The following is a 23877-nucleotide window of genomic DNA, read 5'->3' as shown; positions in this document are numbered from 1 at the left end:
CATACAATATGCGAAAGGAAGAAAATTGGTTCTCAGCCTATTTTGCTTATGAATGTTGTCGCCAAACCTAAGTAAATTAAAATACTTGTAATATCATTTAATGTTGTAATAAATGGACCTGATGCAACAGCTGGGTCAATTTTCATGCGATGCATAAGCAATGGAATAAAAGAACCTGCAAGCGTTGCTACTAAAATTGAACCACAAAGCGCTGCTCCTACTAACATTCCAAGAATAAGCTCTTGTTTCCAAATATAGACGATGCCGATCACAATCAGTCCACAAACAACTCCAGACATTAAGCCCGTGCCTGCTTCACGTAGGAGTAATTTTAGTTTGCTATGTTCTTCAACATCTCCTGTCGCAATTCCTCGAATAGCTACCGCTAATGCCTGTGTTCCACTATTTCCAGAAGTTCCTGAAATAAGAGGGATAAACACCGCGAGTAACGCTACCTGTTCTAACGTTGCCTCAAACTGTCCCATCAAATTCGCTGTCAACATCCCTAAAAATAATAATATGACAAGCCATGGTAAACGTTTTTTAGCCGCTTGGAACGAGGTTGTATCAAATTTATCCATATCGGAAATACCCGCTAATTTAGAATAATCCTCCGATGCTTCCTCATCAATAACGTCGATAATATCGTCGACCGTAATAATCCCTAGTAATTCACCCTTATCGTCAATAACTGGTGTCGCTAAGAAGTTATAGTCCTTCATAATTTGGGCAACCTCTTCTTGGTCATCCCCCGCTTGCACCATCACAACACGTTCATTCATAATCGAGCGTATACGAGTATCTTCATCCGCAATAATTAAATCACGAAGCGAAATAACACCTGTTAATCGATGTGCTTCATCTACGACAAAAATATAATAGATGGTTTCAGCATCCGGTGCTTCTTTCCGTAAAATCGCCATCGCTGAACGAACAGTGGAATTTTCTGGTATCGCTACATATTCAGTCGTCATGATAGAACCAGCTGTGCCTTCGTCATATCTTAAAAGCTCATTAATCTCTTCAGCTGTTTCCTCATCCATCATGCCTAAATAGCTTTCACGTTGTTCCGTATCCAATTCATTTAAAACGTCTGCTGCATCATCTGCATACATATGAGAAAGCATTTCTGCACCATATGACGGATCCATCTCAGCCAGATACGCTGTGTATTCATCATCATCTATTTCGATTGCCTCAAAAATATCAGCCATTTCCGTTGGAGACAAGAACGAATAGATGGTCTTTCGTATATCAGGCTCCACCTTCTCATAAAACGTTGCCTGATCATATGGATGAAGCTCTAAAAACTCATCGCGGAATGCGTTTATATCATGTGCTTCGAGCATTTCTCGCAAACGTGCCTCGTCGAATTGCACATCATCCTTTTCATTTCTTTCCTCTATCATGCTTGTCCCCTCCTTCCGAGCAATCAATTATGCCTCGGCATAATTGCGTCCGGAATCGGCTTTGTGCTTAGGCCTGCACAATGCAGGTCAGTTAGCCGTTATCGCATGGATGCGATGGTTTTAGGCTAACATCTCCTAAGAACTCCTTCCCGATTCCGTGACAACCGCCGGAGGCTTTAGGCCAACGTGATGTTGGTCACTCAGTCTTTGCCACAGGACGTGGCGTTCTTAGACTGAGTTCCTATATTTCAGCGAGTGTTTGACCAACCGCCGAAAAGTAAATTTATTTGTACCTGTCGCTTTGCTTTCTGTACAGAAAACATTTGCTAAAATAAGTTAAATCATTAATACGGGCAATTTCGTAAATCTACCTTTTATATAATAGAGTGTATGATGCCTTTTCTGCAAACCCTTTTTTTACTACATAGCATCCTACAACATCCCCGCAATCTAATTGAAAAAATATAGATGTTTCCATTTTTCACCTTTACTGAATAAAAACTAAACTCTTCGCCAAAATTTGGAGATAATATTTATTAACCGTATGCCATAAATAGTTGATTCCGTTCCGACTGGGCGACTCCTTGGGGATCAGCAATATAGAGGAACGAAAGCTAAAAGCATCACGTCCTTTGATAACGCCTTCGTGACCAACATCGTGCTGCTGCCGCTGCCGCTTCGCTTTCGCGCAGTTAAAACCCTTTTGCTGTCGCTGCGCTTTCGCACAAACAATACCAAAACCCTATGCTGCCGCTACGTTGCACTCACGCTTTCGCGCAAAAGACATCTGTTGGCCCGAGACCCTGCAGCGAAGCGAATGTTTTCTGTAGCGACAGCAAATGTTTATCTGTGCGAAAACAAAGCGACAGCAACAACAAAGCGGCTCATTGGACGTCCCCAGGAAGCTTTTGCTCTGTGCGAAGGCGTAGTGGTAACGTAGCGTCAGCAAATGTTTTAACTGTGCGAAAGCGAAGCGCCAGCAACAACTAATGTTTTCTGTAGCGAAAGCGAATCGGCAGCTACAAAGCGCCCAGTCGGAACGGAAATCAACCACACGTTATGGTAATATACCTAAAAAATCCTCTACTCTACTATACCCTACAATCGCTTTATCTTCATTCAGCAGAAGATTCCCACCTCTGAAGGTAATGAGATGAATGTGGATGTATTTCCTTTTCAATGCGTTTCCAAACACCTACTGAATAGAGGAACTCAGTTTAAGAACGCCACGTCCTGTGGCAATAACTGAGTGACCAACATCACGTTGGCCCAAAGCTTCCGGCGGATGTCACGGATTTTAAATGGAATGAATTGTGCGAGCACAATTCAAAATCCGGACGCAATTACACCAAGGCGTAATTGATTTTCTGTTACGATGTTTTTTAGAAAACTTATAAAATAATAAAGAGATGCCCGTTTGTGCGAACATCTCCTTAAATATATAACATGATTCAGTAATAGGTTTCACACTTCGTGAACTAAAGAGATTTGAAGAAATAAACTTCAAACTAAGGAGTCATTCAATAATTGCTGCATATCTTCATTTACGTTACTTGTAAATTGTAACCTCTCACCTGTCAAAGGATGAAGCATCTTTAAGGACACACAATGTAATGCTTGTCTATTTATATGATCACGACTTCCACCATAAAGTTCATCTCCAACAAGTGGATGTCCCACATAGGCCATATGCACACGAATTTGATGTGTTCGCCCTGTGTGCAACTTTAGTTGTATATGTGTCATCGGTTTATCCTGTAAATAAAAGTGCCTTAATATTGTCACATCTGTATGCGCAAATTGACCATCCTCACGCACCTCTCGTTCAATAATGCTCGTCTCCTTGCGTCCAATAGGAGCAATAATTGATTGTACATCTTGTGCCACATGTCCATGTACAATGGCTTCATATTGTCGAGAAATCTCTCCGCTACGTTGTGCAAGTCCCGTTAAATGATGAATATGAGCATGTTTGGCAATGCATAGCAAGCCAGAAGTATCACGGTCAAGTCTCGTGACGATATGAGCCGTTGATGCTAAACCTTGCTGCTGAAAATGACCACACACTAGATTCGCTATGCTATGTGTTGGATGCTCACGCGAAGGAATCGTACTTTGATGTGCTGGCTTATTAAGCACTAAAATTGCTTCATCTTCGTAAATAATAGCAAGTTCACCATGTTCAACAGCAAGCCCCTCACTTTTTTCTTCAGGAGGGAATGTAACTTCAACTCGATCGCCAACATGAAGAGGATGTCGAACATTGCGTTCGACATTATTTACTCTCAGTAAGCCTCCATCAAATTTAATAGCCGTTAAAGCTCGCTTGGAGATGCGCCATTCAGCTAAGGCCTCCCTTAGTAGTTGGCCTTCCTTTTCCGCTATAAAATGCAGTGTAAATCTTGTATCCATTTTACTCATTGGCCACGAATGATTCATGCACTCGTTCCCAGAATGGGAATGGGCGAAAACGTGCAAAACGCACTCTTTCAGTTGCTACATTAAATGCAATCGACTTCACATCACCTTGCGTGACTTGTAAATGGTCAACTGTCATATTAAAGTTTTGTTCATTGACTGGACGTAAAACACAATGATGGTGTGCTGGTAATATGAGTGGTGAACCAACTGTACGGAATACACGATTATTGATAGATGCTATCTCAGTAATTTGGAGTGCCGCTAAAGTCGGATGAATAATTGCTCCACCGAGGGCTTTATTATAAGCTGTACTACCAGAAGGCGTTGATACACAAAGACCGTCTCCACGGAAACGTTCAAACTGATTGCCATTTAATTCTACATCCATTACAAGCGTGACATCAGGTGATTTCACAGTTGCTTCATTTAACGCTAAATACGTATTGGATTCCGCATTATGATGCTCTACCTTTACCTCTAGTAGAGGATATTCCACAACGTTAAAGTCCTTTTTCGCAATAGATAAAACAAGCTTTTCTAATTCAGATGGCTTCCAATCGGCATAAAATCCTAAATGTCCCGTATGAATACCTACGAAGGCAACCTGATCTAGCAAATGAGCATATCGATGAAAGGCATGTAGTAAAGTGCCATCTCCACCAATAGAGATTACGATTTCAGGAGCCTCTTCATCATAAGTTAACCCAAAATCCTGCAAATACGTTCTGGCTAGCTCCATTAATTCGTTCGACTGTGCATCTCTACGTGATTGAATGGAAAATTTCATTTTGAGTCACGCTCCTTCTCCGATAGTAAATTAGGATTCGATGCTTCTTTATATTCGCTGAAATAAGCCTGCGCTTCTTGTATCTCGCTACGAATGGACGACATTTCCTCATCCAATCGGAAAGCGGCCTCTGCTGCACTTTGAAGGCGATTTTTAATTTCCTCAGGGAACATACCTTTATATTTATAATTTAAAGAATGCTCAATAGATGCCCAGAAATTCATAGCTAGTGTTCTTATTTGTATTTCAGCTAATACCACTTTTTTCCCCTGTATCGTCTCTACAGGATACTCAACTATCATATGATATGAGCGGTAGCCACTTGGCTTATTATGTGTAATATAGTCACGCTCTTCCACTACACGCATATCTTTACGTTGCCGTATTAGCTCTGTAACTGTCGATATATCATCTACAAATTGACACATAATACGTAAACCTGCGATATCCCCTAGCTCGTCACCTAGCTGTTTAGAAGGTTCAAAGGAAAGTCCTTTTTCTAGTGTTTTATCATATATACTTGCTAAAGGCTTTACACGTCCTGTCACAAATTCAATTGGTGAATTTGCATTAACAATACCAAACTGTGAACGCATACCCTTTAATTTTACTTTTAACTCGTCTACTGCTTGTTTATAAGGACTTAAAAATATTTCCCATTGTCCCATTGCAAAAACCTCCCGACATTCGGTATCGAACAAAACCAACACCGTCTGTTCGTTTTGTCTTTTTATTCAGCTAGAATTTTCTCGAAGTGTTGTTCCACCGTTTGGACAAATTCCGCCCCATAATTGTAATTTCCTTCAATATTATACACGAGCATTTCCAATTCATCGTAGAAATTTGTAAGCTCAAGTACTTCTTCACCTAGTTGTAGCATTGGGTTTTTCCCTTTTTGTAAAATATGTACAAGCTGATCCCAACTACTCGGCGGAAAACGCAAGTAATGATAATCCTCTCCTGCATCAAGTAAATAAATAAACGCAAAGTCATCAGAATCTGCAATTAATTGTGCAGCAGGTTTTAACTGTAAATTTACTTCATTGTCGTTTAAACTAAAATGAAGTTCTTCATTTTCAAAATTCAATGTTTCTATTGTATAAATTTTACGCACACGCGGTTCCCCTTTTCGTCGTACTCTTCCTCTTATTTTAGCATAGAGGGTAAATAGTTGCAGTGTGTAAATACTAAATCAATGAAATAACGAACGAAACTTTTTATTATAGCGTGTGGTTGATTTCCGTTCCGACTGGACGACTCCTATGGAATCAGTAATAGAGGAACGAAGGCTAACACATTGCATCCTGTGATAACAACTTCGTGACCAACATCGATGCTGTTGCTGCCGCTACGCTTTCGTACAGAAAACATTTGTTGGTCCAAGTGAAACAGAAAATCACCCTCATGTTATGCCGATGAACCATGCCATACTAAATTTTTATCATCATCGGAATTAGGGATGACATTTTGCTAAAACGTATGTTTATGCATATAAGTTGATCTTCGTTACGGCTGGACGATTCCTTGGGGATCAGCAATAAAGGAACGGAGATCAACCCCATGCTATGTTGATGAGCCATGCCATACTAAATTTTTTTCATCATCAGAATTTTGGGATGATATTTTGCTAAAACGTTTGTATGCATATAAGTTGATTGGAGTGGAGGCTGGGCGACTCCTTGGGGATCAGCGTCACAGATGAGACCCTGCAACGAGCAACGCGAGTGAAGCGGCTCATCGGACGCCCCCAGGAAAGCGCCCAGCCGGAACGGAGATCAACCCCATGCTATGTATAACCTTTCCCCTAATAACACAAATAAAAAATTAAAATATACAGGTGAACATAATGGCACAACAAATTGAAATAGAGTTTAAAAATCTTTTAACAAAAGAGCAATACGAATATTTACTGCTAGAATTCAACATTTCCGAAAATGCTATTCATCGTCAAACAAATCATTATTTCGACACACCTTCGCAAGCTATTCGGAAACGCCAAAGCGGGCTTCGTATTAGACAAATCGACAAATACTTTGAATGTACTTTAAAAGAAAAAAATGCAGAGCATGCACACTTAGAGACGACTGACGAATTGACTGCTGAGCAAGCTGAGAAAATGCTTGTTAGCGAAGGCTTCTATGCCCAAGAAGTAGCCAAAAGACTAGCTCTCTTTAACATTCCTTTAGAAAAATTGGAGGTATTTGGTTCACTAACAACTGATCGTGTCGAAATACCTTATAAGGATGGCCTTCTAGTATTCGATCATTCTTTCTATTTGCAGTGCGATGATTATGAGGTAGAATATGAATCAAAAGATGAAAAAAAAGGAAATGCAATCTTCGACGAATTTCTACAGCAATATGGTATTGAAAAACGGGCAACAGATAAAAAAATTGCGCGTTTTATGAAAGCATTACAAATGAATAAAGAACAATCCTAATAGATCAATTATGCCCCAGCATAATTGCTTCGCGTCCGGAATCGGCTTTGTGCTTGTACAAAGATTTCCTTTCCGATTCCGTGACATCCGCAGGAGATATTTGGCCAATGTGATGTTGGTCACTCTATTAGCGGATGTTGCTGAAATAAGTTAGCTAGATAACAAGAAAGGGTGGCAACTCCTTGGATATCCAATCACTCAGAACTTTACTTGACATTCAAGCATTACAAACACTAGGAGCTTCAGAAAATTCATCGTCAAATACTCTTACAGACAGCAATTCTATGTTTTCAGACATGATTAGCGAAATACTTGGCGACTCAACTACTACTAGCAATGCAAAATTATCTAGTTTGCTCGGAGGAGTATCAAGCGCTTCGTCTATGATGAATCAGTTTAATAGTTTAACTGGTTTATCTGAAAACATGCAAAAGAGTGCGTTTCAATCATTACTTTATAATGGTTCTAATAGCGTCTTTATACCTTCATCTGTACAAGCATCTTTAGCAAACACACAATCTAGTACAACTAGTACAAAGCTAGACTCCTACGTTTCAGATAACGTAATTGGTTCAACAGCTTATGCCAATTCATTAGCAGGTGCGAATCAGTACGCTTCGATTATTCAAAAGGCAGCAGCTACATATAATGTACCAGAGAAACTCATCGCTGCCGTGATTAAGCAAGAGTCTAATTTTAATGCAAATGTGGTTAGTCATGCTGGAGCACAAGGATTAATGCAATTAATGCCAAAGACAGCACAATATTTAGGCGTTACAAACGCCTTTGATCCAGAGCAAAATATTATGGCGGGAGCCAAATATTTACGCCAAATGCTTGATAGATTTGATAATGATCCTACATTAGCATTAGCTGCTTATAACGCAGGAGCTTCACGCGTTACAAAGTATGGTGGCGTTCCTCCTTTTAAAGAAACGCAGAATTATGTCAAAAAAGTGATGAATTACTACACAGTTTAACTTCTCTCAGCAAATTCGCTGACAGAAGTTAAAGCCTCCGGCGGATGTCACGGAATCGACTTTATGCAAGCACAAAGTCGATTCCGGACGCAATTATGCCGAGGCATAATCATTGTTAATACAGTCTTTCTCGGCAAATTTCACCCGCGTGGTGAAATTTGTGCTTTTTTAGCGAAAACATTTTGAAAGAGCGCTTTATTTGTGTTAACGAAAAGACGTTGATAGAATGAAGGTAGTCACAAGAAATTCACATTTAAGAAAATGACTAAGTATAAAAATATACTTTACGATATAAAGAATTAAAGGGGCATTAAACTTATGAGTCGAAAATACACTGTTCCTTATGAGGAGCTGGGGGCTGAAAAGCTTTCAGAGCTAATCCATGCGTTCTATAGAAGAGTTGCACAGCATCCTGATCTTATTCCAATCTTTCCAAAAGATTTAACGGAAACAGCACGCAAGCAAATTCAATTTCAAACACAGTATTTAGGTGGACCAAATCTTTTTACTGAGGAGCATGGTCATCCAATGATGCGTGCACGTCATATGAATTTTCCGATTACACCTGATCGTGCTCAAGCTTGGCTTGAATGTATGTCCGAAGCGATGGATGAAGTAGGAATGGAAGGTAAGTTCCGTGAAGTTTATTATCAACGTTTAGTATTAACAGCTCATCACATGATTAATACACCAAATGACGATGAGGGGGAATTGTTACGTGAATAATATTCAAATGCTACAAGAGCCAACTCCTGAGATTGCTACTGCTAATAAGCCTATTGAATTGTATATTTTCGTAGATCCACTTTGTCCAGAAGCTTTTAAATTGCAAGCCGTTCTTCGTAAGTTACAGCTAGAGTACAATCATTACTTTACATGGCGCTTTGTACTAAGCACAGAGCTTGCCTCTTTGAATTGCTTAAGTAAGCGTGTAAAAGGTTGTGTATCCGGTATTGAACTCGACATTAATCACCCTGTTTTGCCATCGATCGCTATTAAAGCAGCCGAGTTACAGGGAAAACGTGCAGGCGCACGTTATTTGTCGAAACTACAAGAATATGTATTACTAAACCAACAAGATGTCAATTCTTATGCTACGTTATTAAAAATTGCGGAAGATGTTCAATTAGACATGAATGAATTTACCGCAGACTTCGGTTCAAAAGAAGCAGCACGTGCCTTCCAATGCGATTTATATATTAAACGTGAGATGGAAGTTGATGAAGTCCCTAGCATTGTGTTTTTCAATGAATGTATTGAAGATGAAGGTCTTAAAGTTAGTGGCAACTATTCCTATGAAGTTTATGAACATATTTTACAAGAAATGATGGATGAACAGCTTCTGCGTCAACCATTACCAACAATGGAAGAGTTATTTGCAAAATTCCATACCCTTTCAACAAATGAAGTAGCTTTCATCTACTCATCAACAGAGCAAAATGCTGAACGTGAATTAAAGAAGCGTATGCTACAGCAAAAGATTGAACGAATTCAGACAGATCACGCTACACTGTGGCGTCTTAAATAATGCAATTATACTATTATTCTAAAGAACAGGGATACAACGTACATTTCATGTTGTGCCCCTGTTCTCTTTTTTTATTTATCGGAACGTTTTTAAGTTATATCGGAATACTTCTTAAAAAAAATAAAAGAAGCGCCACTATCCTCGACAGATAATGACGCCTCTTTTTCACAAAGGGGATGGGAGAAATGTTCACGTTCAAACAAAGGGGTGTATGTTTGTTTTTGTGATTTATTTCACATGATTCAATTTATCATGGAATAGTAAATATAGCAACAAGTCCAATGATAGATTCACAAATTTGTCAAATAGAAAGCGATTACAAACAGTATTTTTTCAAGATACTCCCTTTTAAACATTTGGAAATCAAAAAAAAACATTATTCTTACAATTTTTATTATTTAATTAATCATAGAAAAAAGGCTGTAGGGAATTTCCTACAGCCTTCCGAATTAATTATTCAACAATAATTTTTCTAACTCATTTAAACGTTCTTCAAATACTTTACATGCATCGTCAATCGGTTGTGCAACGTTCATATCAACGCCTGCTGCCTTTAATACCTCAATTGGGAAATTAGAGCAACCTGCTTTTAAGAAGTTATTAATATAACGTTCTACTGCTGGTGTACCCTCTTCTAAAATCTGTTTACTTAATGCTGTCGCAGCTGATTTACCTGTCGCATATTGATACACATAGTAATTATAGTAGAAGTGTGGAATACGAGCCCATTCTAAGCCGATTTCCTCATCTACAACAATATCCTCACCGAAGTATTGTTTATTTAAATTATAGTAAACCTCTGTTAGACGCTCTGCTGTTAAAGATTCACCGTTCTTATCCATTTGGTGGATTAGGTGTTCAAATTCAGCAAACATTGTTTGTCTGAAAACAGTACTTCTGAAGCCATCTAGCCAATGATTTAATAAATAAATTTTCTGTTGAGGATCTTCAATTGTTTTCAGTAAATAATCATTTAACAGCTCTTCATTACAAGTTGAAGCTACTTCCGCTACAAAAATAGAATAATCGCCATAAACAAACGGCTGATTTTTACGTGAATAATAACTGTGTACACTATGACCAAATTCATGAGCTAGTGTAAACAGATTATTAACATTGTCTTGCCAGTTCATTAATATATATGGATTTGTTCCATAGGCACCTGAAGAGTACGCACCACTGCGTTTCCCTTTGTTTTCTAAGACATCTACCCAACGATTATCTAGACCACCTTGAACAATGCCTTGATATTCCTCACCTAGTGGCGCTAATGCTTTTACTAAAATATCCTTCGCTTCGTCGTAAGTGATTTTCATATCCACTTCCTTAACGAGTGGAGCAAATAAATCCCACATATGCAATTCGTCTACACCTAAAAGCTTTTTACGTAACGAAATATAGCGCTGCATAGCTGGTAAATGCTTATGGATTGTTTCTACTAATTGATCATAAACACTTTCCGGAATGAAGTTATTAGACATTGCTGCGTGACGTGCAGAATCATAATTACGAATACGTGCACTAACATTATGCTTTTTCACATTGCCCGTTAATGTAGCAGAAAACGTATTTTTAAAGTTACCGTAAGTTTCGTACATTGCTTTAAAAGCATTTTCACGAACAGTGCGATCTTTGCTTTCTAAAAACTTAATATAGTTACCGTGTGTTAGCTGTACTTCTTCCCCTTCTTCATTTTTCACTTTAGGGAAGACAATATCAGCGTTATTTAACATACTAAATGCATTTGAAGCAGTACCTGTAACCTCAGACATTTGTGCAAGTAAAGCTTCCTGCTCTGCTGGTAATACATGCGGACGTGCCATCGTGATTTCTTTTAAAGATTGCTTATACAGTTGTAAGTCTTTGTTTTCTGCTAAGTAACTTTCTATCGTTTCTTCACTCAATGATAAAATCTCAGGTGTTAAAAATGATAGGGCAGCTGAAATACTAGTCGCTAATGTTTGAATACGACTATTCATATCTTGATAGAAGCTATTTGTCGTATCTTGGTCATTACGCATATGAGCATACGTGTAAAGCTTCATTGCACGTTCATAAATTTCATCGTGATAAGTTAGAACTGCCGCTAATGCATCTGCTCCATTTTTCACAGTACCTGCATAACTAGGTGCTTTTTTCGCAAGTTCTGCAACTTCTTTATACTCTTCTTCCCATAGGGCATCCGTTGCGAATATATCCTCCAAGCGCCAAGTTAACTCTTTTGGAACATCATTTCTTACTAAAACTTGATTACTAGCCATGTGCCAGCCCCCTTTATATGTGCGTTTTTCCTATACTCTCATATTTTCTCAGTATATTGCGTCAATTGCAAATAAATGTGCGTACACTTGCTCACAAATATCCGGAAAATGATCATCTTTTTCATCCCTTTGCGCCAGCACCATTCCATAATTTTTAATAGCTTGTACAGCCTGGGCTGTAACCTCTATATGTTGTCGGCTTAAAAACGATCGTATAGTTCTGTCGTCTAGTTCATGAGGTACTAATTGTAAACTTCGACAAAAATGATGCAAAATCGTCTGCCACTCTATAGAAAACATCGGTATTGCCTCTCCATCTTTTACCGGAACACCTACGTAATCAGGCATTCCCGTTAAAGCAAAGCCTAACTCATAACTACTTCGTAAAAATGCATCTTGCACCCCATTTTTACTATGGAATAATCGTTGATATACGAATTGCCTACAATACTTTTTATAAAACTGCCAATAAAGATGAAATTCCTCTTTCGTAATTGTCTTAGGCTCATAAAAAGGAAAGTGTTGCTTATGAATAGTTAATTCCTGTACTTTCCCTATAAAAGTATGCCCATGAACATAAAGAAGATTCGCCCAATAAATAAATCTCGATGTGTTTGCATCATATGTCACTAAATAAGACAAGCCTAGAGCTGTAGTATTTATCACTTTTTGCATAATCGGAGAAATAGAAATTTTTTGAATACCTTTTGTAGTTTGTCTTTGAGGTGTTTGAAAAAGCCATAACGGCTGTATACAATTTTTCTCATATCCAGATGTACGTAATAGCCACTTTTCATGAGAAATTGTACTACATTGAAATTCAATGGCAATTTGCTTATGCTCCTTGATGAAAAGCATATCTGGCCGCTGTGAAAGCTTCCGTAAAAAAGGCTCCAGCTTTACTGTATGCCCAAGGTTTTTCAACCATTCAAATAATTGGACTTTTCCTTGTAAATGAAGTTTTGATTCACCCTCTGCAAATAACTGTACACAGCTATTAGTAGCAATATGAGCGAAATGAGGGATATTATATTTACCTATCTTTAATTGGACAGGCTGCTGGCATTGAGGACAATAAAATTTCATCTGCCGTCTATATCGTTGTAAAGCTTCCCTTGAATATTGGTATGGGAGAAAAATCTGTTGCTGCTCATTATAGGCCATAAGCATAAAATCATCTCCTTTTTGCATAATTGTATAGGAGCCTTTTTATAGCGACAAATAAAGAACGGCTTTTTCTTGAAAATTAAAAATTGCTATCTTTTTTCAATTACTTACGTTACCAAAAACACTTACTAAAAGAAGTTAAATAAAAAGACTGTAAACAAACTTGATAATCACCAAGTTTGTTTACAGTCTAAGCCACTGAATCAAGTACTCATTACTTTAAATAAAATATTTTCGTACTGTTTCAAAGCAATCAAATTCCATAATTTTTTCGCCATATTCCTCTAAACGATGGATTGTAAAATTCGATGGTAGTAAAAATTCTTTAATAACCGCATTTCTATCGTGATGATTTAGCTCTTCTTCTGCGTTTACAAAATCAACTACTAGATAGTACCAATCTTCATATTTAAATAATGAGGAATCCACTAATTCATCTGTTATGCGTTTCGCTACAGGGATTAACTCATCAATATCTTTAAATTTATAAACATAAATGTCTGTATCCATAAATAATTCTGACTCATCAATGTCACCAAATTGAGTTAGTTGACTGAGAAGATCCTCTCCAACATCCTCGAATGGAGCAAACATTTCTTTGTGTTCATCAAAATGCGAAGAACCATCTAAGGTTTCACCGTCTTTTAAAATATGTGCACGTGTGACAATGATCTCTAAGCCTACTTCAGAAGCATTGATATGAATCCAAATTGGACCTTCTACATCAAAATAATCCTCAGTATTTACTTCATCAATCATATCCCAAAAAAGTTGTTCACCCTTTGCTCGATTGTACCAAATTTCTTCACGACTATAGCCGCGATCCTCTATATCATTGTACGTAATAAAGAGCTTGAGTGTATTTTCGTTTACACGTTCGATGTCCACTAGACCTCATCTCCCTTCACTGTCATTTGTCGAAAAACAGTTTGTTTCATTAGTATGCTATTATTCATTGTTTTTAACCTCATACTTCATTTTTGTTTTTCAACCTTTGACCACACTACAGTAAACCCATCGAGCAACCGAAATCAAAAAATTAATGTCCACAGTTGTCTCTAATTATATTGTATGCTGTTCTGTCATAAAATGAAAAGGATATACACCGTTTCACAGAAGTTATTTGAATTATTGAAATTGTAGTAAACTATTAAGCTAAAATCAAGTTTAACATACTTTACCGAAATATATGACTTTTCCCTACTATTTATTATACTCTATATAGAAGGATTTACATAAGAAAAACACAAAAAATAGATGTCACAATATGCTTAATTGCATATGTAACATCTAATACTTATTCTATGCAGAATACGGCAATATTAGTTCACCATACGCTGTGCTTCTTGCAGTTGATAAGCACGAACCTTACGAGGTAGGAAACGGCGAATTTCATCCTCGTTGTAGCCGACCTGTAAACGTTTTTCATCTAAAATAATGGGACGACGTAATAAACCTGGATACTCTTGAATTAATTCATATAAACGTTGTAATGGCAAGCTTTCCACATCAACATTTAATTTCTGGAAAATTTTTGATCGAGTTGAAATAATTTCATCCGTACCATCTTCTGTCATACGCAAGATTTCTTTAATTTCACTAATGCTTAATGGTTCAGAAAATATATTACGCTCTGTATATGGGATTTCATGCTCCTCTAACCATGCTTTAGCTTTTCGGCAAGACGTACAACTTGGTGATGTAAATAAAGTTACTATCATACTGACACATCCTTTCCTTTTAATCATTATCTATAAACTAGTGTGTTAAATTAGAATTAATTTAATGTAAATATACGTACTATTATACAGTACTCTGTGATGTTTGAATATAGTTCCAATAAAAAAAGAATAACCATTTGACATAAAATTTTCTGTTTTTTCACATAAACTTCAAAGTAGTTACTTCTTGAGATGCGGAATGAACTACTACTAATATTCCCATTCGTAGAGCATTTTAAACATACACCGCTTAATTGTTTTTGTTCTCATTTAAAAATTTTAAACGAGAATACTGTCAATCCTGTGTGTACAAATATAGACGTATATTTACTAATATTAGTTTCCTTTCCAAATAAAAAAGCAGCAAAAGTAGCATATAACTTTTTTCCGAGAAAAAACACCGCCAAAAGTCTGACTTTACACACTTGCTTTTCACCGAGCCTTTGTAATATAATTTTTTGCAATAAATCAATTATGTCTTTGGTGAATTCACCTCGCCATCTATGCAGATGGAAGACAGGTATTGAGCTAAAAAACGCTGACGAAGAGTAGTACATTTGCCTTTTACACGTTTAGAGAGTCTGTGGTTGCTGCAAACAGATCGTGTAAGCATTTGGAATGGACTTCCGAGTTAGCTTTGTGAACGTCTTAATTTCTTACTTAAGTCTATTAGCAAAGCTCGTCCCTTCACGTTACGAAGAAGAGTGGCCGTTTTAGGCAAGCTGGGTGGTACCGCGGATTCAAACATCATTCGTCCCTTCATTAGAAACTAATGAGGACGCATGATGTTTTTTTATTTCGGCACTTATGTAAAAACGTCTAAGGGACTTAAATTCAAGGAGGAAATAACAATGACAACTATTTTTTCAGGCGTACAGCCAACGGGTATTGTTACTTTAGGGAACTATTTAGGAGCATTTAAGCAATTCCCTGCATTACAAGATGAAGGTGATGCGGTTTATTGTATCGTCGATCAACATGCTATAACAGTGGCACAAGATCCAAAAGAATTACGTCAAAATATTCGCAACCTAGCAGCAACGTATATTGCTACAGGCATCGACCCTAAAAAATCGACATTATTTATTCAATCAGAAGTACCAGCTCACGCACAAGCAGGCTGGATGTTACAATGTGTTGCATCGATTGGTGAGCTTGAACGTATGACACAATTTAAAGATAAATCGCACGGGAAGGAAAGCGTATCTGCCGCTCTTTTAACATATCCACCATTGATGGCAGCAGACATCCTTTTGTATAACACTAACATTGTTCCTGTCGGTGATGATCAGAAGCAGCATATTGAGCTTACTCGTGATCTAGCAGAGCGTTTTAACAAACGTTATGGTGACGTCTTAACGATTCCTGAAATTCAATTACCTAAAGCAGGAGCTCGTATCAAATCACTACAAGAACCTACAAAGAAAATGAGTAAATCAGATCCAAATACAAAAGCGACAATCAAGCTGTTAGATTCAGCGAAAGATATTGAGAAAAAAATTAAATCTGCTGTTACTGACTCTGATGGTATTGTGGCATTTGATGTGGAAAATAAACCCGGTGTTTCTAATTTACTAACAATCGAATCTGCCATTTCGGGCGTATCTATTGACGATCTTGTAAAAAAATACGAGGGCATTGGCTATGGTGGTTTCAAGCAAGGTGTTGCAGCAACAGTTATTGATCACCTGACACCAATTCAAGAGAAATTCTATCACTTAGTAGAATCATCAGAATTAGATATCATTTTAGATGAAGGTGCTGAAAAAGCAAATGCTATTGCTAGTGCTACATTAAAACGCATGGAAGAAGCAATGGGCCTTGGTCGTACACGTCGCTAAAAAAATAGCTTTAACGTAAAATGAAGAAATGCTATAGCTTTGTTGAAATTTATCGAAAGAGCTTGGCCATAAAGAGAGCAATTTAAGCGTTACATCTTATCCTTGTTTATCGTTTTATCATAACCAAGATCAAGCACAACAGCACATAACACAAGGGCTGATCCAATTGCCACATAAAATGCTGTTGTCTGTGCCATAAATTTAAAAACAACTATCCAAGTATATCCGAGTGTCCGATAATTCAAATACAATATGAGATTCCCAACAGAGAGAATCAATAAGCCGTAGCTCATTAAAAATAAAAAGAGTCGGAACAAGTTAGGGCATCCTTTCTATTTTTTCTTTATTATCATCTATTCATAAAACTATAAAAAAAGACGTCAGCCACATAAATTTTTATTAAAAGTCAAGATATAAGCTGCAACTATTATAACTAGTGAATTCTTATTTAAAGTCACACATTATATGCATAAAAATTAAAAAGATAGAAGAGCTTAAATAATTCGCTCTATCTATCTTTTTTTATTATCATCAATCAAATGTTGAGGTAATTCAAAAGGAACTTATATGAATAATTAAATATAAAGTGTACATTGAAACAAAATTCGATTGTTTAAAATTTATTATAAATCCTGTGTTGATACGCAAGATTTTCCTTTATTCAACAACCAGACCATTTAATTGAATAACACCTTCGATAAAGTTAATGAATTTATGTTAAAATTTAGGTTAAATTATAAACTGATGTACATAAACTAATGACGCAATTTAGTGGTGGAGGGATTATATGTATGAGTGAAATATCTTTTAATGAGTTAGAGAAGAAAGTGAAGAAGATTAAAATTGAAGGTTTTGTCATTTATAAAGGAAATACACAGATCTTTGAATATTTAAAGAATAAAAAAGTCGTAGAAAATTCGACAAAGGTTTATTCGATTACAAAGAGTATTATTTCTATATTAATTGGAATTATGGTCGATAAAGGGCTAATAAAAAACATTCATGAACCTATTTATAAATACTTTCCAGAAATAGTAGAGTTCAATGAACCAATGAAGGAGGAAATCACATTATTTCATTTGCTAACGATGACTTCGGGGTTACAAGTAGGTAGATACCAAAGTTCAAAAAACTGGGTTAAATTCATACTAGAACAACCAGTTATACATAAACCAGGTTCAACCTTAGAATATAATAGCGGAAACTCTCATTTACTAAGCGCGATCATCCAAAAAATTTCTGGACGTTCTACCGCCTCATTTGCAGAAGAATTTTTATTCCATCCATTAGGGATAAAAAAATACATCTGGGTAAAGGACCCGCAAGGTGTTTACGAGGGTGGCTTTAGTCTTTCATTAAATTTAGAGGATATGGTGAAGTTTGGATTTTTATTATTAAACGAAGGGCAATTTAAATCAAAACAAGTCGTTTCATCTAACTGGATCCACGAGGCAAGAAAACCATATAAACAATTTGAACCAGAAGAGGACAGAACATTTGGTTATGGTTATCAGCTATGGACTTGTGAAATTGCTAATAGTAACAAGAAAATTGAATATTACTATGCAAATGGCTTATACGGGCAATATATATTTATTGTTCCGAAGCTAAATATTATGGCTGTGGCAAAAAGCTATCTACAAGATGACTATTCCTCTGCGCCGAAACTCTTTTTCGAAGAACTTTTACGTAGTTGGAAGGATGAATGAGACATTTAAACAAATGAAAAGGGGTTTTTCTCCTCTTACGAGATCAAAAAAATATCTTGTAAAAAGGAGAAATCATTATAATAAGGAAATTATTGAGTTTAATATATCCAAACGTCCAACATTGGATTTCGTATTAGAACTGCTACATCAAGTTCTGCCAATCATTCAGAAAGCTACATATCGTGCAACGATTCATTCGGATCAAGGATGGCATTACAACATAATGCATGGGTAAAAATCGAACGGTATATCGACTACTATAACAATGAATGTATGAAACAAAAACTGGCTGGCTTGAGTCCAGTAAAATACCGAACTTAAGCCAACCAATTAGCTGCACTAATAAAAACTCTAACTTTAAGGGTCACTACCATGAAGCAACCCCCTCTGATTAAAGTATTACTTTATTATTCCTCGATTTTTTTGAATAGTAGACTAGCGTTGTGTCCACCAAACCCAAGTGAGTTACTCATTGCATATTGAATATCTACTTTTCGAGCTTCATTTGGCACATAATCTAAATCACATTCTGGATCTGCGTCTGTTAAATTAATTGTCGGTGGTAAAATGCCTTCTTTAAGTGCAAGCGCTGTGAAAATAGCTTCAACACCACCAGCTGCACCTAATAAGTGACCTGTCATTGATTTTGTAGAACTCATTGCAAGCTTATAGGCATGTTCACCAAAAACAGTTTTTACTGCTTGTGTTTCAAATAAATCGTTATATGGTGTACTTGTTCCATGTGCATTAATATAGTCTACTTGAGAAGCTTCTACGCCGCCATCATTTAAAGCTTGCATCATTGCACGAGAAGCACCTTCTCCTTCTGGAGCTGGAGCTGTAATATGATGTGCATCCCCTGTTGCACCATAGCCAAGAACTTCTGCGTAAATTTTTGCACCGCGTGCTTTTGCGTGCTCATACTCTTCCAAAATAACAATACCCGCACCTTCACCGATAATGAAACCATCTCGATTTTTATCGAATGGACGGCAAGCTTTTTCTGGATCAGTGTTTAAAGATAATGCAGTATTAGCGCAGAAGCCTGCTACTGCCATCGTAACGATTGGCGACTCAGCACCACCAGAAATCATAACATCTGCATCGCCACGCTCAATTACTTTAAAAGCATCCCCAATAGAGTTTGTACCTGAAGCACAAGCAGTTACTGAACAAGAGTTAATGCCCTTTGCACCAAAGTGAATCGACACTTGGCCTGAAGCCATATCTGGAATCATCATTGGAATAAAGAATGGGCTTACTCTTCTTGCTCCACGCTCTTGGAAAGTTAAAAATTGTTGTTCATATGTTTCCATACCGCCGATGCCAGAGCCAATCCAGACACCTGCACGTGGTGCTAGCTCTTCATCGATTGTTAATTGTGCATCTTCCATCGCCATGATAGATGCTGCTAAAGCATACTGTGTAAAGCGATCCATTTTACGAGCTTCTTTACGTTCGATATACTTTTCGATATTAAAATCCTTCACTTCAGCAGCAATTTTTGCTGCGAAAAGATCTTTATTTAAACGCGTTAATTCGCCAACGCCAGATTTTCCAGCTTTAATGTTAGTCCATGTTTCTTCGATGCTATTTCCTAGTGGTGTAACTGCGCCAATTCCTGTAATTACTACTCGTCGTTTACTCATTGTATTACTCCCCTCAAGCATTTTTCGTTTTTATTTTCCCCATCTCATTGTAACGGCACCCCATGTTAGGCCACCGCCAAATCCAACAAGTACTACTATATCATCATCTTTTATCTTACCTGCTTCAAGCTCATCTACCAAGGAAATACCAATAGATGCAGCAGACGTATTCCCATATTTATGAATCGTTTTTGACATTTTTTCCGGTGGTAGCTCTAAACGCTCACGCGCTGACTCCATAATTCGAATATTCGCTTGATGCGGCACTAAAAAATCTACGTCTTCTTTTGTTAAACCTGCTTTTTCTAAAACGTTCATTGCAGATTCACCCATTTGACGAACGGCAAATTTAAATACTTCACGACCATTCATAGCGATTGTATCCTGCTGTGTTAAATACAAATTCTTTCCACCTGTACCGTCAGCACCAAGTTCAAATGATAAAATACCTCTACCTTCTGATACTGGACCAATAATTGCTGCACTTGCACCGTCACCGAATAATACAGCGGTATTACGATCTTCCCAATCAAGTACTTTCGACAGCTTTTCAACACCTACTACTAAGACATATTTATAAGCATTTGATTCTACAAATTGCTTTGCCGTCACTAAACTATATATAAACCCTGCACAAGCTGCCGCTTGGTCCATCGCTGCTGCATTAACTGCTCCAATTTGCTCCTGAACCATACATGCGACACTTGGAAAATTTTGATCTTGTGTTACTGTCGCTACAAGGATTAAACTTATTTCCTCTGGTGAAATTCCCGCTTTTTCAATAGCCTCTTTTGCTGCAGCTACTGCTAAATCTGAAGTTTCCTGATCATCAGCAGCAAAATGACGTTGCTCAATCCCTGTACGAGTTCGAATCCATTCATCCGAAGTATCCATTATTTTTTCTAAATCAAAATTCGTAACGACCTTCTCCGGAACGTATTTGGCAATTCCTAAAATACCAGCGTTCATTTAGCAACCCCTCTGCTTTCTTACTATCAATTATTAGTAACTGGTCATAATTATAACTCATAAATAAGATCAGGTGCAAGATGAATTAAAATTAATGCTTTTTTTCCTATCAATTATCACTGCGTGAATCGGGTATTTGATAGCGATGTATAGAATTTGGTGGGGCTTGAAGCACTTCTACACGCTACGACACACAAGCATTTGTGACGGATTTGAATTTCAGATGCTATTGAAATTTGCATTTAAAATAAAAAATACTGTTGTTGTTGTGACAAATTCGCCATGTTTCACAGAAAAGGTTCTTTTTTTTTCGATTTATGTTATGATATGATAATGAATATGTAGTAAAATTTTATGATATAAAAAAGTTCGGTTGAGGTGAAATTAATGCGATACATCGTTACATTCATATGGTCATTCCTACTAGTTTCAATGTTAAACTACGTAGTAAGCTCTGTACTTGGTGCACAGTTTGATATCGAAACTGCTATTGTCACATCAGTTGTATTTACAATTCTTGTTTTCATTATCGGTGCAATTATTCCAAACGAGTCAACTCCAGAAGCTGCAGACAATCATTAATTCAACTAGAAAAAACCTGTTTCGCTCAATGCGGAACAGGTTTTTTTGTTATTTTTCAACGACACATTGACCATCATGCATTTTAATGTGCAATGTTTCTCCTGGTAATACTTCACCACGAAGCAATTCTTTTGCAACAGCAGTTTCAATATAACGTTGCACGAAGCGTTTTAATGGTCTTGCTCCGAATTGAGCATCTGCTCCTTGTTCTACAACCCAATCAATTACATTTTGTTCTACTTGTAAAGTAATGTCTTGCTCTGCAACCCGTTTGACAAGCTGTTCGATATATTTCCATGCAATGGCTGTAAAATGCTCATCTGATAGTGCATGGAACATAATAATATCATCCATACGATTTAATAGCTCTGGTTTAAAATGTTGACGCAGTGCAGCCATCACTAAATCCTCAACAGCAGCATCGTCTTCTTTTGCTTCCATCAAATAGCTTGAGCCAATGTTAGAAGTTAAAATGACCACTGTGTTCGTAAAGTTAACCATACGCCCCTGGCTATCAGTAATGCGACCATCATCTAAAATTTGTAGTAATATATTTGCGACATCAGGATGGGCCTTTTCAATTTCATCTAATAATACAACTGAATACGGATTTCGGCGAACAGCTTCTGTTAATTGCCCACCTTCCTCATAGCCAACATAGCCTGGAGGTGCCCCTACAAGACGTGATACGCTATGTTTCTCCATATATTCACTCATATCAATGCGAATAAAATGATCCTCAGAATCAAACAATTGTGCCGCTAGTGCCTTCGCCAGCTCTGTTTTACCAACACCTGTTGGTCCTAGAAATAAAAAGCTACCAATTGGTCGATTCGGATCTTTGATACCTGCTCGAGCACGCCATACCGCTTCTGTAACAAGCTGTACTGCATTATCTTGTCCAATTACACGCTCATGCAATGTATCTTTTAAGCGCAATAATTTTTCACGCTCACCTTCTACTAATTTCGTCACTGGTATTCCTGTCCAGCGTGAAACGATTGATGCAATTTCATCAGCTGTTACCTCTTCACGTAAAATACGTGATTCCGTACCATTTTCTAATTGTTTTTCCATCTCTTGAATGTCCTTTTCAAGTGTAGGAATTTTTCCATGACGTAGTTCAGCTGCTTTATTTAAATCATATTTACTTTCTGCTTCATCTAAGTCACGGCGGTATTTATCAAGTTTTTCACGTTTTTTCTGAATGCCGTGTAACGCTTCTTTTTCGGTTTCCCATTGTTTACGCATGCCCTCAGAGGATTCTTTGAGCTTTGCTAATTCCTCACTGAGGTGCTCTAAACGTTTTTTACTCGCCTCGTCTTTTTCATTACGCAATGCTTGCTCCTCAATTTCGAGCTGCATAATACGGCGCGTTACCGCATCCAATTCCTGTGGCATAGAATCAATTTCTGTTCGAATCATCGCACATGCTTCATCGATTAAATCGATCGCTTTATCTGGTAGGAAACGCTCTGTAATATAGCGATTGGAAAGTCCCGCTGCCGCTACGATTGCACGGTCATGAATACGTACCGCATGATGTAACTCAAAGCGCTCTTTCAAGCCACGTAAAATGGAAACTGTATCTTCAATAGATGGCTCTCGTACAAGAACCTGCTGGAAACGACGCTCTAAAGCAGGATCTTTTTCAATATACATACGGTATTCATCTAATGTTGTAGCCCCGATACAATGTAGCTCACCTCGTGCAAGCATTGGTTTTAGCATATTCCCAGCGTCCATTGCACCATCCGTTTTACCCGCACCAACAATTGTATGAATTTCATCGATAAATAAAATGATGCGTCCCTCTGATTCTTTTACTTCTTTTAATACACCTTTTAAGCGCTCTTCAAATTGGCCACGATAACTTGCACCTGCTATTAAAGCACTCATATCCAGCTCATACAGTACGCAATCCTTTAAACCCTCAGGAACATCGCCTTTTACTATACGTTGAGCTAACCCTTCTACAATAGCTGTTTTACCAACCCCAGGCTCCCCTATTAAGACAGGATTATTTTTCGTTTTGCGTGTTAAAATACGAATGACATTACGAATTTCTTCGTCACGACCGATAACTGGATCCATTTTACCGTTTTTAACTTCTTCTATTAAATTACGTCCAAATTGTTCTAATGGTTTTTTGTCATTTGTTTGTTGAAATTGCATATTTAGCACTCCTTTTTAATAATGTTAAGCGGAATCCCGTTTGCCATTCTATTTCACAGAAAATCTTTGACCTTTTTTGACTAACTTTATTTTACAACACTCGACAAACCAGAGCAAAGAATTAGCCCTAAAATTTCTTCACTTATTACTGGAAAATTACGTTATAATGAAAGTATATTTCTTAGATTTAGTAAATTGCTCACATAATTTTGTAATAATTAAACAATTTTTACAAAAA

General features: G+C 37.3%; 21 protein-coding genes and 1 other annotated feature. Of the genes, 8 read left to right on the top strand and 13 right to left on the bottom strand.

What is annotated here, in order from left to right; all coding sequences use genetic code 11:
* Positions 1-32 precede the first annotated feature (32 nt).
* The 5 genes from mgtE to ABE34_RS01400 all read right to left on the bottom strand — a co-directional run bounded on the left by mgtE (position 33) and on the right by ABE34_RS01400 (position 5731).
* Positions 33-1409 (bottom strand): magnesium transporter, encoded by a 1377-nt coding sequence (gene mgtE / locus ABE34_RS01425; RefSeq protein ID WP_197139880.1) that lies wholly within the window; start codon positions 1407-1409, stop codon positions 33-35.
* 1503 nt (positions 1410-2912) lie between these two features.
* Positions 2913-3821: an RluA family pseudouridine synthase gene (locus ABE34_RS01415; RefSeq protein WP_242064728.1), complete on the bottom strand. Its 909-nt coding sequence runs from the start codon at positions 3819-3821 to the stop codon at positions 2913-2915.
* A 1-nt stretch (position 3822) separates the two neighbouring features.
* Positions 3823-4617 carry an NAD kinase gene (locus tag ABE34_RS01410; RefSeq protein WP_079559569.1) on the bottom strand — a complete coding sequence of 265 codons (795 nt, stop codon included), beginning with the start codon at positions 4615-4617 and terminating at the stop codon, positions 3823-3825.
* On the bottom strand, positions 4614-5285 hold the full coding sequence (locus ABE34_RS01405; protein ID WP_049668156.1) for a GTP pyrophosphokinase: 672 nt from the start codon (positions 5283-5285) through the stop codon (positions 4614-4616). The genes ABE34_RS01410 and ABE34_RS01405 overlap by 4 nt, the downstream gene beginning before the upstream one ends.
* A gap of 62 nt (positions 5286-5347) precedes the next feature.
* A complete protein-coding gene (locus ABE34_RS01400) occupies positions 5348-5731 on the bottom strand; it encodes a hypothetical protein (RefSeq protein ID WP_197139875.1) in 384 nt (127 codons plus the stop codon).
* A gap of 732 nt (positions 5732-6463) precedes the next feature.
* Between ABE34_RS01400 and ABE34_RS01395 the strand changes: the two genes are divergently transcribed.
* From ABE34_RS01395 to ABE34_RS01380, 4 genes are all read left to right on the top strand, one after another.
* A complete protein-coding gene (locus ABE34_RS01395) occupies positions 6464-7057 on the top strand; it encodes a CYTH domain-containing protein (protein ID WP_197139874.1) in 594 nt (197 codons plus the stop codon).
* A 182-nt stretch (positions 7058-7239) separates the two neighbouring features.
* Entirely contained in the window at positions 7240-8037 is a 798-nt protein-coding gene (locus ABE34_RS01390) for a lytic transglycosylase domain-containing protein (RefSeq protein WP_276569469.1), read from the top strand.
* Between the two features lie 318 nt (positions 8038-8355).
* Positions 8356-8763 carry a globin gene (locus tag ABE34_RS01385; protein ID WP_197139873.1) on the top strand — a complete coding sequence of 136 codons (408 nt, stop codon included), beginning with the start codon at positions 8356-8358 and terminating at the stop codon, positions 8761-8763.
* Entirely contained in the window at positions 8756-9565 is an 810-nt protein-coding gene (locus ABE34_RS01380) for a DsbA family protein (protein WP_197139872.1), read from the top strand. Before ABE34_RS01385 ends, ABE34_RS01380 begins: the two co-directional genes overlap by 8 nt.
* 449 nt (positions 9566-10014) lie before the next feature.
* On the opposite strand, the gene pepF is transcribed toward ABE34_RS01380, so the two are convergent.
* From pepF to spxA, 4 genes are all read right to left on the bottom strand, one after another.
* Positions 10015-11826, bottom strand: a complete 1812-nt coding sequence (gene pepF / locus ABE34_RS01375; protein ID WP_197139871.1) for an oligoendopeptidase F — start codon at positions 11824-11826, stop codon at positions 10015-10017.
* A gap of 48 nt (positions 11827-11874) precedes the next feature.
* Complete coding sequence (locus tag ABE34_RS01370; protein ID WP_197139958.1) at positions 11875-12996, bottom strand: competence protein CoiA; 1122 nt, start codon at positions 12994-12996, stop codon at positions 11875-11877.
* Positions 12997-13212: 216 nt separating this feature from the next.
* Positions 13213-13881, bottom strand: coding sequence for an adaptor protein MecA (gene mecA / locus ABE34_RS01365; RefSeq protein ID WP_197139870.1), 669 nt, complete (start codon positions 13879-13881; stop codon positions 13213-13215).
* A gap of 434 nt (positions 13882-14315) precedes the next feature.
* Positions 14316-14711 carry a transcriptional regulator SpxA gene (gene spxA / locus ABE34_RS01360; protein WP_024362527.1) on the bottom strand — a complete coding sequence of 132 codons (396 nt, stop codon included), beginning with the start codon at positions 14709-14711 and terminating at the stop codon, positions 14316-14318.
* A 532-nt stretch (positions 14712-15243) separates the two neighbouring features.
* Positions 15244-15476 (top strand) — a binding site (T-box leader).
* Positions 15477-15565: 89 nt separating this feature from the next.
* Between spxA and trpS the strand changes: the two genes are divergently transcribed.
* The gene (gene trpS / locus ABE34_RS01355) at positions 15566-16555 is read left to right on the top strand and encodes a tryptophan--tRNA ligase (protein ID WP_197139868.1); all 990 of its coding nucleotides are present in this window, start codon (positions 15566-15568) and stop codon (positions 16553-16555) included.
* 89 nt (positions 16556-16644) lie between these two features.
* On the opposite strand, the gene ABE34_RS01350 is transcribed toward trpS, so the two are convergent.
* The gene (locus ABE34_RS01350) at positions 16645-16872 is read right to left on the bottom strand and encodes a hypothetical protein (protein WP_197139867.1); all 228 of its coding nucleotides are present in this window, start codon (positions 16870-16872) and stop codon (positions 16645-16647) included.
* 474 nt (positions 16873-17346) lie between these two features.
* On the opposite strand from ABE34_RS01350, the gene ABE34_RS01345 reads away from it, so the two are divergent.
* Together ABE34_RS01345 and ABE34_RS25745 are read left to right on the top strand one after the other, a co-directional pair.
* The gene (locus tag ABE34_RS01345) at positions 17347-18264 is read left to right on the top strand and encodes a serine hydrolase domain-containing protein (RefSeq protein WP_197139865.1); all 918 of its coding nucleotides are present in this window, start codon (positions 17347-17349) and stop codon (positions 18262-18264) included.
* Positions 18265-18471: 207 nt separating this feature from the next.
* The gene (locus ABE34_RS25745) at positions 18472-18585 is read left to right on the top strand and encodes an IS3 family transposase (protein ID WP_197139863.1); all 114 of its coding nucleotides are present in this window, start codon (positions 18472-18474) and stop codon (positions 18583-18585) included.
* Between the two features lie 86 nt (positions 18586-18671).
* Here ABE34_RS25745 and fabF read toward each other — a convergent pair whose 3' ends face one another.
* Both fabF and ABE34_RS01330 read right to left on the bottom strand, forming a co-directional pair.
* Entirely contained in the window at positions 18672-19913 is a 1242-nt protein-coding gene (fabF, locus tag ABE34_RS01335; RefSeq protein ID WP_197139861.1) for a beta-ketoacyl-ACP synthase II, read from the bottom strand.
* Between the two features lie 30 nt (positions 19914-19943).
* On the bottom strand, positions 19944-20882 hold the full coding sequence (locus ABE34_RS01330; protein WP_197139859.1) for a beta-ketoacyl-ACP synthase III: 939 nt from the start codon (positions 20880-20882) through the stop codon (positions 19944-19946).
* Between the two features lie 387 nt (positions 20883-21269).
* Here ABE34_RS01330 and ABE34_RS01325 point away from each other — a divergent pair, with 387 nt between their 5' ends.
* The gene (locus tag ABE34_RS01325; protein WP_197139956.1) at positions 21270-21464 is read left to right on the top strand and encodes a YjzD family protein; all 195 of its coding nucleotides are present in this window, start codon (positions 21270-21272) and stop codon (positions 21462-21464) included.
* A 48-nt stretch (positions 21465-21512) separates the two neighbouring features.
* On the opposite strand, the gene ABE34_RS01320 is transcribed toward ABE34_RS01325, so the two are convergent.
* Positions 21513-23639 (bottom strand): ATP-dependent Clp protease ATP-binding subunit, encoded by a 2127-nt coding sequence (locus tag ABE34_RS01320; RefSeq protein WP_197139857.1) that lies wholly within the window; start codon positions 23637-23639, stop codon positions 21513-21515.
* Between the last annotated feature and the right edge of the window lie 238 nt (positions 23640-23877).

The sequence above is a fragment of the Lysinibacillus sphaericus genome (genome assembly GCF_015844675.1).
Classification (GTDB): Bacteria; Bacillota; Bacilli; order Bacillales_A; family Planococcaceae; genus Lysinibacillus; species Lysinibacillus sphaericus_E.
The sequence above is the reverse complement of the archived record's forward strand: the minus strand, read 5'-3'. Positions and strand labels throughout refer to the sequence as shown.